Source organism: Pontibacter burrus (assembly GCF_010686685.1).
GTDB classification, from domain to species: domain Bacteria; phylum Bacteroidota; class Bacteroidia; order Cytophagales; family Hymenobacteraceae; genus Pontibacter; species Pontibacter burrus.
Map to the genome: position 1 here is coordinate 274,427 of NZ_JAAGWD010000002.1, position 11,972 is coordinate 286,398.

General features: G+C 44.9%; 12 protein-coding genes. 8 read left to right on the plus strand and 4 right to left on the minus strand.

The window, feature by feature from the left end; translation table 11 throughout:
• Positions 1–323 precede the first annotated feature (323 nt).
• A complete protein-coding gene (locus GXP69_RS05875; RefSeq protein WP_163913394.1) occupies positions 324–1,205 on the plus strand; it encodes a carboxypeptidase-like regulatory domain-containing protein in 882 nt (293 codons plus the stop codon).
• A gap of 8 nt (positions 1,206–1,213) precedes the next feature.
• Here GXP69_RS05875 and GXP69_RS05880 read toward each other — a convergent pair whose 3' ends face one another.
• From GXP69_RS05880 to GXP69_RS05895, 4 genes are all read right to left on the minus strand, one after another.
• Positions 1,214–1,636, minus strand: a complete 423-nt coding sequence (locus tag GXP69_RS05880; protein ID WP_163913395.1) for a c-type cytochrome — start codon at positions 1,634–1,636, stop codon at positions 1,214–1,216.
• The gene (locus GXP69_RS05885; RefSeq protein WP_163913396.1) at positions 1,623–2,303 is read right to left on the minus strand and encodes an SCO family protein; all 681 of its coding nucleotides are present in this window, start codon (positions 2,301–2,303) and stop codon (positions 1,623–1,625) included. The genes GXP69_RS05880 and GXP69_RS05885 overlap by 14 nt, the downstream gene beginning before the upstream one ends.
• Complete coding sequence (locus GXP69_RS05890; protein WP_163913397.1) at positions 2,290–2,721, minus strand: hypothetical protein; 432 nt, start codon at positions 2,719–2,721, stop codon at positions 2,290–2,292. Before GXP69_RS05890 ends, GXP69_RS05885 begins: the two co-directional genes overlap by 14 nt.
• A gap of 148 nt (positions 2,722–2,869) precedes the next feature.
• Positions 2,870–3,199, minus strand: a complete 330-nt coding sequence (locus GXP69_RS05895; protein ID WP_163913398.1) for a DMT family protein — start codon at positions 3,197–3,199, stop codon at positions 2,870–2,872.
• Between the two features lie 109 nt (positions 3,200–3,308).
• Between GXP69_RS05895 and GXP69_RS05900 the strand changes: the two genes are divergently transcribed.
• From GXP69_RS05900 to GXP69_RS05930, 7 genes are all read left to right on the plus strand, one after another.
• Positions 3,309–3,953, plus strand: a complete 645-nt coding sequence (locus GXP69_RS05900) for an SIMPL domain-containing protein (RefSeq protein WP_163913399.1) — start codon at positions 3,309–3,311, stop codon at positions 3,951–3,953.
• A gap of 248 nt (positions 3,954–4,201) precedes the next feature.
• The gene (gyrB, locus tag GXP69_RS05905) at positions 4,202–6,157 is read left to right on the plus strand and encodes a DNA topoisomerase (ATP-hydrolyzing) subunit B (RefSeq protein WP_163913400.1); all 1,956 of its coding nucleotides are present in this window, start codon (positions 4,202–4,204) and stop codon (positions 6,155–6,157) included.
• 170 nt (positions 6,158–6,327) lie between these two features.
• Positions 6,328–7,254 carry a signal peptidase I gene (lepB, locus tag GXP69_RS05910; protein WP_163913401.1) on the plus strand — a complete coding sequence of 309 codons (927 nt, stop codon included), beginning with the start codon at positions 6,328–6,330 and terminating at the stop codon, positions 7,252–7,254.
• A gap of 38 nt (positions 7,255–7,292) precedes the next feature.
• A complete protein-coding gene (locus GXP69_RS05915) occupies positions 7,293–7,802 on the plus strand; it encodes a GNAT family N-acetyltransferase (protein ID WP_163913402.1) in 510 nt (169 codons plus the stop codon).
• Between the two features lie 102 nt (positions 7,803–7,904).
• Entirely contained in the window at positions 7,905–8,546 is a 642-nt protein-coding gene (locus tag GXP69_RS05920) for a hypothetical protein (protein ID WP_163913403.1), read from the plus strand.
• A gap of 135 nt (positions 8,547–8,681) precedes the next feature.
• On the plus strand, positions 8,682–10,784 hold the full coding sequence (gene ppk1, locus GXP69_RS05925; RefSeq protein WP_163913404.1) for a polyphosphate kinase 1: 2,103 nt from the start codon (positions 8,682–8,684) through the stop codon (positions 10,782–10,784).
• A gap of 392 nt (positions 10,785–11,176) precedes the next feature.
• On the plus strand, positions 11,177–11,971 hold the full coding sequence (locus GXP69_RS05930) for a nucleotidyltransferase (protein ID WP_163913405.1): 795 nt from the start codon (positions 11,177–11,179) through the stop codon (positions 11,969–11,971).
• Position 11,972 lies beyond the last annotated feature (1 nt).

Below are 11,972 nucleotides of genomic sequence, written 5' to 3' on the forward strand. Positions count from 1 at the left end.
AGTATATAAAATTAGAAAAATACCATTATTTGTCGCTTCTAAGCAGTAGGTCTTTGGTTCGAATCCAAACGGGATCACTGAAAACCCCTTCTAACTTGTTTAGAAGGGGTTTTTTGTTTTATAAGTGCCAGTTTTTCAATAGGGTTGGCACTTGTGCTTTCAGCCTTTTCCCTACCCTATGAGCGGCCTCAGTTTATACCGAAATGGTTGGTAAATTGCTCTCTAACGTCACACCCTGCGACATGCCCTACGACATAAGTTGTGCTAATTTATACTAAAGTTGCTGCCATGCTAGTTATATAGCAAATTCGTAATATTATGGTATGGGAAGAATCTTTGTTCTGGTAGTGTTCCTTTGTTGTCCGTTTATCTTACTGGCACAAACTATAGTTGTAAAAGGTAAAATAAGCAATGAAGTTACCGGCGAGCCTATTGCGTATGCTTCTGTTGGAATAGTAGGAAAAGAATATGGAACTGTTGCGGACGGCGAAGGGAAATTTAGCTTTAGTGTACCCTCAGCTGGTCTTAGGGCGTCAGACAGCGTGATAATATCCAGTCTTGGGTTTGAACGATTTGCACTAAGGGTATCCGGCCTGGATAGTAAGAGCCTGGATGTGAAACTGAAGCCGTCATCCATAGAACTAAGCGAAGTAGCAGTACGGCCTGTGAAGCTAAAATCGAAAGTGCTCGGTAAAAACGACAGAGAATATTTTACTCACGCAGTTTTCTTTAGCCGCAACGATAAGTTAGATGATAAACTGGGAGGAGAGATTGGTAACATCATCAACCTGAATGGAGCTTGCTTTCTGAACGATTTTAATTTCTACGTCACTTTTAATGAGTTTGAAAGTGTAAAACTCCGGTTAAACATTTATGCCGTACGGGACGACCTGCCAGCTGAATCACTTTTACAAGACAATATTATTATTGAAGTTAAGAAAGGGCAAAAGAAATGGATACAGCAGGACCTGCGAGAGTATAATATCCATGTGGACCATCTGGAAAAGGTAGGTGTAACCCTGCAGTGGATTGAAAGCAAGGTTACAACCGAAGAGAGTAAATTCTTTGGCTTCTCTACAGCTATTTCTGCAACGAAGCGTGGTATAAGAAGAGATAAAAGCGAGTCATCCTGGATTAAAGATAATGCCTATCACAGCATGTTCTTTAATGCAGATTGTTACAAACCAGCAACACAGAAACTATAGTTCTGGCACTAATGAGCTTCGTAAGGTACGGGGCAGGCCTCTAGCATCTGGGTTACCTCAGTTAAAGTATAGCGGGGGTTATTGTTGCCAAAGCTGGTCTGTATGTAGTTGAGCAGGTTAGTTATCTCATCCGGGCCAAGCTGGTGAGCACCTGGCATTTCCTTGTTATACTCAATTCCGTTCACAATCATAGGACCATCTGCACCATGTCGAATCAGGCAGGCCAGCTCGTCACGGTGGGTTTGCAGGTAATCAGCTTTGGCAATTGGCGGGATGAGTCCGCGCAGGCCCGAACCATCGTCCATGTGGCAGCTCTGGCAGTTCTGTGCGTATAGTTTCTGTCCCTGGTTCTGTTTATCTGTAAAGCACTGCGTCAGGGTGGTAAGCGCCATCAGCCCCAGAAAGCCTGTAACTAATCTACTTTTTTTCATCTTGTAATTCCTTCAGCAAAATGTCCATATCCTGCATCAAACGGTCTACATCTTCCTGCTCGGTACCATGGTAATGGCCACGAATATGGCGGTTATGATCTACTAGCATAAAGTCGCCGCTGTGTGCAAATCCACCTTCGGCCTCACTGTCTTCCTGCACGCCAATAAAGTACTTCAGGGCCATGTCGTAAATGCTGTCGCGGTCGCCGGTTAAGAAGTGCCACTTTGCAGCCGTTACATTCATGCGCTCTGCATAATCTTTTAGCACAGCTACCGTGTCGTGCTCCGGATCTATAGTATGGGACAGGATCACTACGTTCGGGTTGTCTTTGTATTTCTCGTATATGCGCAGCATCTGGTTTTTCATTTTAGGGCAGATGCTCGGGCAGGTAGTAAAAAAGAAATCGGTTACATAGATTTTTCCGGCTACCGTTTCCTGCGTTACCTGCTGGCTGTCCTGGTCCACAAAGGCGAAGTCCGGGATCTGGTGGTATACGGTATCAACTATAGTTTTGCCATCTACGCTGCGCTCTACAGGTTCGCGCGATCCTAAAATAGGTAGCTTTTGTTCGGCTGGGCTGCTCTGGCAACTATAGATAAGGGTAGAAAAAAGAACGAAGGCAGTGCCGGTCAGTAGTTGCTTCAAACTATAGTTACTTAATTTCATGTTGCTGGTAAACGTTACGGGCAGCATCTATAGTGCTGTCCATGGTTATTTTAACTTTCTCAATTTTCTGTAGTTCCTGGTTCAGGTACTGCATGGCTTGTTCGTGCTGCAGGGTATCTGTTGCCTTGTAGTTGCGCATCCAGTTCATCATGGCTTCATCGGCTTTGTTCAGGCTGGTAATGTTTTCCTGGAGCTGAAGTAAGAGGGTGCTGTCTGTTTGCTGTGTAGCCAGGGTATCGCGTAGTGCACGCAGGTCGCGGCGCAGTTTAAAGATACTCCCCAAGTCGGCCATGGCGCTGTCGTGCACGGCCATCACATGTTGCTCCAGTTCTGTTTTAAGTTCAGCCTGTGTCGGGCCTGTGTTACAGCCGCTAAGTAAGAGGGTAACAAAGGCCAGGTGCAGGATCGGCTTTTTCATGATGCCTTTAAATAAATTTGTGTTGTTTACACGAAGGTACACCCTAAAGCAGGAATGAAAAAATTAAATTGCCTTAACTCGCCGGAAAGCAAATACATAATGACTAATGACGAACGAGTAATGATTAAACTTATTAGTCATTAATTAACTACCATTCCTTAAACACGAAGAATACGGCAGCGAGAATAAGTACAAAGCCGACGATGTAATTCCACTTTATTTCTTCGCGCAGATAAAGCACCGAAAAGCCGATGAACACGACCAGGGTAATCACTTCCTGAATGGTTTTAAGCTGAAAGGCTGTGAACTGCCCATGCCCGATGCGGTTGGCCGGCACCTGAAAGCAGTACTCAAAAAAGGCAATGAGCCAGCTGATGAGTATAACTTTCCAAAGCGATACGTCTTTAAACTTCAGGTGACCATAACAGGCAAAGGTCATGAAGATGTTGGAGATGAGCAGCAGGACGATGGTTTTCATAAGATACAAACTATTGCCGGATTAACAATTAACAATACAGCAATTTAGCAATCAAATCAACTGGCACGGTTCTCGCTATAAAAATACTATATATAACAACTATACCACTATGAGAAAAACCTACCTGTGGCTGCTGACTCTTGCGGGCAGCGCCACACTTTTAGCCGGTTGCCAGCAACGCACTACTGCTGAAGACGAACATTACCTGGAAGTTATAGGAGAGTACGAACAGGTAACACCAGATGCAGGGTATCGCCTGAACCTGTCTTACAACGGCCCAATGGAGATGCGGCAGAAATTTGATGTATGGATTGATTCGCTGCAGAAAGAGTTGCCAGGTCTTGTTAAAACCAGCGACAATATTTACCTGAACTATATGCCCGAGCAAATGGGTAAACGCCCGACCCGCGACATGTACCAGGTTGGTGTATCGTATATGGTTAGCGTTACCGACAGTGCTACATACAACAGGCTTGCTCAGGACCTGCTGAAACGCAATATTCCGTTTGGGCTGAACATGATGGGTACCTTCATTAGCCCTGATAAGAAAGCCGAACTACAACAGCAGATGCTGGGCAAAGCAGTAGATAACGCCAAAAGCAAATTAAACTTCCTGAAGGCAGACAATAACCAGGCCTACGAAATAGTTAATATAGAGGAACTGGACAACCTGCTGCCCTTCGGGCACGACTACTATGAAGTTAACCGCCGTATGGTAACACGGGTAAAAGTAAAAGCCCGTCTTATCGAATAACCTTTCCTGTTTTTATTCTGTCAGCGAGCTGCCTGCAATAGTGGGCGGCTCGTTGCATTTTTATAGGGCAAAGCATTGTAAAACAGGCACTAAACCAACTATAATTTTGTTATTATTTAGTTGTGGTTGTGCCAAGGCAGGCAGTGCATTTCAGCGCTTTCGGAGGCCTGCTTTTTTAGGTACAACTTGTATAGCAAAAACGAAATAAAAGTGGTAATTTTACCTATTAATCTACCTTATTGACACACATGAGTGAAGTAGAAGCACAAAAAGCGAATAACTATTCAGCAGATAGCATACAGGTATTGGAAGGACTGGAAGCAGTTCGTAAACGTCCTGCCATGTACATCGGCGATATTGGTATCAAAGGCCTGCACCACCTGGTTTGGGAGGTAGTAGATAACTCTATTGACGAGGCCCTTGCCGGCCACTGCGATGAGATTAATGTAACTATAAACGAAGACAATTCCATCACGGTATCGGATAACGGCCGTGGTATCCCTACAGATTTTCACCATAAGGAAGGCCGCTCTGCCCTGGAGGTAGTAATGACGGTACTGCACGCAGGTGGTAAGTTTGATAAAGATACGTACAAAGTTTCCGGTGGTCTGCATGGCGTGGGTGTATCCTGCGTTAACGCGCTCTCTACGGATATGCACGTAACTGTACACCGCAACGGTAAGGTATTTGAGCAACATTATAACATTGGCGTACCTGCCTACCCGGTGCGTGAAATAGGTACAACAGATATAACGGGTACAACGGTGCACTTTAAGCCGGATGCATCCATTTTTGCTGTTACCGAATACAAATACGATACAGTTGCCAGCCGTCTGCGCGAGCTTTCCTTCCTTAACAAAGGAATCCGCATAAATCTGAAGGATCTGCGTGAGATGAATGAGCAGGGCGAACCGTTGAACGATACGTTTTACTCTGAAGGTGGCCTGAAGGAATTTGTAGCTTACCTGGATGAAACACGCGAGAACCTGATTCCGGAGCCGATCCACATTGAAAGCGAGAAGAACGGAGTGCCTGTTGAGATTGCGCTGCAGTACAACACGTCGTACAACGAGAACATCTTCTCTTATGTGAACAACATCAACACCATTGAAGGTGGTACACACGTGGCTGGTTTCCGTCGTGCGCTTACCCGTACCCTGAAGGCTTATGCCGATAAATCTGGTATGCTGGATAAGCTGAAGATTGATATTGCTGGTGATGACTTCAGGGAAGGTTTAACAGCCGTTATTTCTGTTAAAGTACAGGAACCACAGTTCGAAGGCCAGACCAAAACCAAACTGGGTAACTCCGAAGTATCAGGAGCGGTAGATGTAGCTGTTGGCGAAATGCTGAACCAGTTCCTGGAAGAGAATCCGAAAGAGGCCCGTATTATAGTTCAGAAGGTGATACTTGCTGCACAGGCCCGTAATGCTGCCCGCAAGGCGCGCGAAATGGTACAGCGCAAGAACGTACTGTCCAGCACCAGCTTACCTGGTAAACTGGCCGACTGCTCTGATAACAACCCGGAAAATTGCGAAATCTACCTGGTAGAGGGTGACTCGGCAGGTGGATCGGCCAAACAGGGCCGTAACCGTATGTTCCAGGCTATTCTGCCGTTGCGTGGTAAGATTCTGAACGTAGAAAAAGCACAGGAGCACCGCATATACGAAAACGAAGAGATCAAGAACATGATCCAGGCGTTTGGTGTGAGCTTTGGTACAGCAGATGGCGAGAAAGCCCTGAACCTGGAGAGACTTCGCTACCACCGCATCATCATCATGACGGATGCTGACGTGGACGGATCACACATTCGTACACTTATCCTGACGTTCTTCTTCCGCTACATGAAAGAGCTGATCGAGAAAGGATACATTTACATTGCTCTGCCACCGCTTTACCTGGTTAAAAAAGGTAAGGAAGAGCGCTATTGCTGGAGCGAGCAGGATCGTATGGATGCAATTGCTGAACTAGGCAAAGGCAAAGACGAAAGCGTGAACGTACAGCGCTACAAAGGTCTTGGTGAAATGAACCCGGAACAGCTTTGGACTACTACCATGAACCCGGAAGTAAGAAGCCTGAAGCAGGTAACTATAGAGTCTGCTGCCGAGGCCGATCACCTGTTCTCGATGCTGATGGGCGACGAAGTAGGCCCACGCCGCGACTTTATTGAGCGTAACTCGAAGTATGCACGTGTAGACGTGTAAACTATAGTTGAACTATAAATCTAAAAGCCGGCTGTACTGCTAAAGTACAGCCGGCTTTTTTTGTTGCAGTGATGATGGGGGCTTAATATTTAAAAATTAGAATATTTTACTGTATCTTTTCTCTGCAACAAAAGAATCTGCTAAGCAAACAAGTCTTCTTATGGATAAGCATGAGCTTTCTGATATTAATCCATGAGCTTTCTGATATTAATCAAAAGATGATATGCCAAAGAAAACCAATCATAGCATCTCTACTTTCAGTGATTCCTGGATTAGGGCAAATTTATAATGGTGAATTAGGTAAAGCAGTTCTTTTTTTGATGCTCGACTTACTAGTTCCTATCGTATTTGGTCTAACCGGTTTGCTCACCAAGTTCTATGGATATGTAGTGCTAGCAGTCTTTTCAATTTGTTTCATTCTTTACCGGGTTATAGATGGATTTCTGGCAGCAAAAAAACTTAATTCCTATCAACTGAAACCATTTAACAAGTTGCATATCTACTTGGCATATGTGGCAGTGATAGTAGTTTTCAGAATGATTTGGGATTTTTCTGACTTTAGTGGGGTTCAAACTTATAATATCCCAACACCCTCTATGCAGCCAACTTTACAACCAGGAGACAGAATAGCAGCTGATTTGAATTATTACAATCATAATCATATTGAGGCAGGTGACATTGTTGTATTTAATTCACCACAGGGAGGTGTCTGGACATTCAGAGTAATTGGTATACCTCGTGACTCGATTGAAATAAAAGATGGAAAAGTTATTGTAAATAATATTCTTATAGAGACAATGCCTACCAAAGAATATATTGCTGATGGTGTAGAAGCAATTGAGTATGAAGAAAAAATTCACCCTAATAAAACAATCAAGACTTTACGATATAAAGAGAAAAGAGATGATAATACTCTGTCGTATGGAAAAATGAAAGTACCGGATGATGAGTACTTTCTGATGGGTGATAACAGAGATAATGCACTTGACAGCAGGTTTATTGGTACTGTTAAAAAAGAAGATATTCTAGGCAGAGTCGTCTATAGTTACTGGGGAAATACAGTAGAAAGAATAAATATTAATTTCCTAAATAAATAATTACTAACTATAGCTGATTCATTTAACCTCATCACCACATGCCCACCCACATCCTACAAACCGAACGACTAAACCTGAGAGAGCTTACACTTCAGGATGCTGCTTTTATAGTGGAGTTGCTGAACAGTCCGGGTTGGTTGAAGTATATCGGGGACCGAAACATCAGAACCAGGGCAGAAGCGGAGTTGTACCTGCAAAGTGGCCCGATCAAGAGTTACAGAGTGAACGGTTACGGCCTATGGCTGGTAAAAACTAAATCGGAAGGTAAGGCAATTGGACTATGTGGCATCATTAAACGCGACATACTCGATCACCCCGATATTGGCTTTGCTTTTCTGCCTGAAGCAAACGGAAAGGGCTATGCACACGAAGCTGCGGCAGCTACTTTAGCTTATGCACAAACTCAGCTGAGGCTACCAACTATAGAAGCCATTACGCTGCCCGAAAACGACAGGTCGATCAGGTTGCTGCTGAAGATCGGGTTAAACTATAGCCGTACCATTATCTACCCTGATACGCAGGAAGAACTGCACCTTTATACCACCTAAAACAATAGCTATAGTTGGATTAAATAATTGTAGGATACCTCAGTAGCAGTCAGCCAGATTTTTAGTAGCATTGCACCAAATTTATAGTTTAGTCTGATTTTAATGAAAGTATTAAAGATTGCCACGCTGCTTATAGTTTCTGTTCTGGCACTTCCTGTCACGCTTTTGGCCCAAGAGGCAAGTATTTCCCTTAAAGGGCGGGTTTCAGGTTTTACAGGCACGTTTGGAGATACTTATTCTGCTATTGGTTATGAGCCTTCGGTAACTATAAAGCCAACTGCCAAACCATGGGCAGGTGGTATAAGCTACTCGCGCAACCTGCTTGTTTTTGAAGACCACTCGGATATGAAAGTGGATATGAGCCTGCTGACCTTTCATGCCGGGGTAAAAGGTACGGTAGCAAAATACTTTCATCCATTTGCCTATGCCTTGCTTGGGCTCAGGTTCGCGAGCTACGAAAACGAAGACCTGCCTGCTGAAAGCGATCCGGTGTTTAATTCCCTGTCGCTGAGTTACGGTGCCCGTACTGGTTTACAGATAGGCGGACCAAAGTGGCGTTTCGAGACAACTATAGAATACCTGAGCGGTACCAATGCACGCTATCTTACCCCGGAAACCTTCCGCAAAGCTACCCAGGAAGGCAGAAATTACCGCGATTTTACCGCATGCTCTCCTATGAGCGCCATTACAGTAGGAGTAGGGGTAACCCATGTTATCAGTTGGGCTGATGACACTATAGACTAGGTGAAGATATTAATGCCGAATAGCACGCCAAAAACTGTTTAATATCCGTTACAAGCTATATATTAGCATTTACGACCGTATAAAGACTATTGGCTGGCATTAAAAGTAGACCGCCTCTTAAATCACCCCGAAAGCATGCTTGTAAATAAGGTTTCTGACCAGATAAAGAAAAGTAAATACATTAGCCGCGACCTGAGCTGGCTACGCTTTAATTACCGCGTACTCGATCAGGCCCGCGACACCAGTCGCTCAATTTTCGACAAACTTAAGTTTCTGGCCATTACCTCTTCTAACCTGGATGAGTTCTTCATGATCCGGGTGGGCAGCTTGTACAACTACATCGACTATGGCAAGGAGCGACTAGATTACTCGGGCCTTCGCGAACTGCCGTTCCGCAAAAAGCTGTTAGACTATTCGCACCGTTTTGTAAACGACCAGTACCTGACGTACAATAACGAACTAAAGCCTGATTTTGAAAAGTATGGCTTTGATGTGCTGATGGTGGGCGAGCTGACTGAGATTGAGCAGAAAAAAGTGGATTCTTACTTTAAGAATACCATATTCCCGCTGCTTACGCCCATGGTGTTCGATAACTACCACGGTTTTCCGTTGCTTATGAACCAGCTGCTCACCTTTGGCGTGGTTACCCGCACCGAAGAAGAGCAGAAAGCTCAGGACCGCCTTACTTTTGTACAGATACCGCAGAACCTGGCGCGTTTTTACGAGATCAACCGCAAGGATAAGATCGTGTTTGTGCCGATTGAAGAGATCGTACGCTGGAAGATAAAAAAGCTTTTCCGCAACGTCGAGATCGTATCGGTAAACCTGTTCCGCATTACCCGTAACGGCGATTTTACCCTGGAAGAGTCGGATGATATTGATGCGGATTTTGTGCAGGAGATCAAGTCGAAGCTGAAAACGCGCAAGAAGGGCCGTGTAGTGCGCCTGGAAGTAGAGCGTAATCCGTCAGCGTTCATGATGAAGATCCTGAAAGAGCGCTGGACGATAGATAATGCTAACGTTTTTACGATCAATAGTTTAATGGACCTGCGCGGGTTGTGGCAGATCATCAACCACCGTCAGTTCCGCGATAAGTGCTTTAAACATCCTTCGTCGGTAATGCCGCCAAGCCTGCCTTCAGATGGTGTGGACCTTTTCCAGTACCTGAAAGACCACGATGTGCTGTTGCATCACCCTTACAACAGCATGGAGCCGGTGGTGAATTTGCTGGAACGCGCCGCCGAAGACCCGTATGTGCTGGGGATCAAACAAACCATTTACCGCCTCGCCGACCAGAGCCGTGTTACAGCTGCCCTGCTGAAAGCAGCCGAAAACGGAAAGCACGTATCGGTGTTGTTTGAGGTAAAGGCCCGGTTTGATGAAGAGCGTAACCTGAAGGAGGGCGACCGCCTGGAGAAAGCCGGCTGCTTTGTGATCTATGGCATCAGCAAGTATAAAACGCATACCAAAATGCTGATGATCATCCGGAAGGAAGGCGAGAAGGTAACGCGCTACGTGCATATTGGCAGCGGTAACTATAACGAGCAAACTGCCCGCCTTTACTCCGATGTAAGCTTGCTGACAACAGATGAAGTTTACGCGCACGACGTTTCGGAATTCTTTAATGTAATAACCGGCCACTCGCGCCCGAACGAGTATAAATCGCTTCTTACTTCTCCGAAGGCCATGCGCAACCAGCTGATAGAGCTTATTCGCAACGAGGCCCGCAATGCCAAAAAGGGGCTGAAGAGCGGTATCGTGATCAAGATAAACTCGCTGGAAGATAAAGAGGTGATGGATGAGTTTTATAAGGCATCAAAAGCAGGTGTTCCTATTAAGCTTATAGTGCGGGGAATCTGCTGCCTGCGCCCTGGCCGCGAAGACCTGAGCGAAAACATCTTTGTGAAATCTATAGTTGGCGAATACCTGGAGCACAGCCGCATCTATTATTTCCACAACTCCGGCGATCCGAAAGTATTCAGTGGCAGTGCTGATATTATGGTGCGCAGTTTCGATAGAAGGATAGAAGCTTTGTTTCTGATTCTGAACGAAGACCTGAAGCGGGAGGCCATGACAATCCTGCACTATAACCTACTGGATAACCAGAACTCATACATCATGCGCGAAGACGGTACCTACATCAAGAGTCGTCCGGCAGCCAGCGAAGCAGCGATAGACATCCACAAAGTCTTCTATAACCGGCAGATATTCGAGAATACAGATTTTGAGCTGGTGTAGATTTTAATGACTTCCAAGTTATAAACCCCATCTTCTCTGAGCAGGAGGTGGGGTTTATAGTTACCTTTCAGTTTAAAACTATAGTTTTAGTCACAACTACAGCGCTGTTTCATAACTATAGTTGCTTGCCGGTAGTTTTATTCAGGCGAGGTGCCAGATCATGCTCTAAACTATAGTTTCTGCCAGCTATAGTGGAGTGTTATGTTTCCTTTTAATGGAGAGCCGCGCCGAAAAATTGCATTATTTTTTGCACTAAACAGGGTAGAAATTGCCAAACAGGTTACAACCATTCTTCGTGAAATAAGTACATAATCTACCCCCTTGTTGTGCCTTCCTGCCTTATTTGTGACCAGACAAATACAACAAGACCTGATTTTTAGTACTGACTTAACATGAAAAAAATAAAAGAAGAGAAACCTGTGCTGAATGGCAAAAAAGTGCCTGCTGCCAATAACCCGCAGACGCAGCAGGAAATTGCCAATGAATTTTATAAGCAAACCCTTACACTACTGAAAGACAGCCCGACCCCATATTTGCTGGGCGGCGGTTATGCCATGTTTGAATATACCGGCATTGTGCGCGACATGAAGGACCTGGATATTTTCTGTAAACCAAGCGAATATCAGTATCACTTAAAATACCTGAACGATAAAGGCTACCAGACAGAAATTACAGATGCACGCTGGCTGGCAAAAGTGTTTCAGAACGGCCATTACATCGACATTATTTTTAATACGGTAAACAACATCTGTACCGTAGATGACAGCTGGTACGAGTATGCCGTGAAAGGAAAAGTATTTGGTATTCCTGTTAAATTCCTGGCACCCGAAGAGCTGATCTGGTGTAAGATTTATGTGCAGAACCGTGAACGTTACGATGGGGCTGACGTGAACCATTTGTTTCTGCGCTACGGAAAACAACTGGATTGGAAGCGCCTTTTCAGCAGGCTGGACCAGCATTGGGAGCTATTACTGAGCCAGGTTGTAAATTTCCAGTTTGTGTACCCAGCCGACCGTGACATCATACCGAAATGGCTTTTCGATGAACTGATTCAGCGTGCGCAGCACCAGTATGAGCTGCCAGCCTCGATAGAAAAAGTTTGCCGTGGCCCCATTATAGACCAGACCCAGTACAAAACCGATATTACGGAATGGGAGTACAAGGTGGTAACTATAAAAACCATTTAAC

Excerpts from the sequence above, each read along its gene's own strand:
- GXP69_RS05875 (WP_163913394.1), top strand. The coding sequence starts at position 324 with ATGGGAAGAATCTTTGTTCTGGTAGTGTTCCTTTGTTGTCCGTTTATC.
- GXP69_RS05880 (WP_163913395.1), bottom strand. The coding sequence starts at position 1,636 with ATGAAAAAAAGTAGATTAGTTACAGGCTTTCTGGGGCTGATGGCGCTT.
- GXP69_RS05885 (WP_163913396.1), bottom strand. The coding sequence starts at position 2,303 with ATGAAATTAAGTAACTATAGTTTGAAGCAACTACTGACCGGCACTGCC.
- GXP69_RS05890 (WP_163913397.1), bottom strand. The coding sequence starts at position 2,721 with ATGAAAAAGCCGATCCTGCACCTGGCCTTTGTTACCCTCTTACTTAGC.
- GXP69_RS05895 (WP_163913398.1), bottom strand. The coding sequence starts at position 3,199 with ATGAAAACCATCGTCCTGCTGCTCATCTCCAACATCTTCATGACCTTT.
- GXP69_RS05900 (WP_163913399.1), top strand. The coding sequence starts at position 3,309 with ATGAGAAAAACCTACCTGTGGCTGCTGACTCTTGCGGGCAGCGCCACA.
- gyrB (WP_163913400.1), top strand. The coding sequence starts at position 4,202 with ATGAGTGAAGTAGAAGCACAAAAAGCGAATAACTATTCAGCAGATAGC.
- lepB (WP_163913401.1), top strand. The coding sequence starts at position 6,328 with ATGAGCTTTCTGATATTAATCCATGAGCTTTCTGATATTAATCAAAAG.
- GXP69_RS05915 (WP_163913402.1), top strand. The coding sequence starts at position 7,293 with ATGCCCACCCACATCCTACAAACCGAACGACTAAACCTGAGAGAGCTT.
- GXP69_RS05920 (WP_163913403.1), top strand. The coding sequence starts at position 7,905 with ATGAAAGTATTAAAGATTGCCACGCTGCTTATAGTTTCTGTTCTGGCA.
- ppk1 (WP_163913404.1), top strand. The coding sequence starts at position 8,682 with ATGCTTGTAAATAAGGTTTCTGACCAGATAAAGAAAAGTAAATACATT.
- GXP69_RS05930 (WP_163913405.1), top strand. The coding sequence starts at position 11,177 with ATGAAAAAAATAAAAGAAGAGAAACCTGTGCTGAATGGCAAAAAAGTG.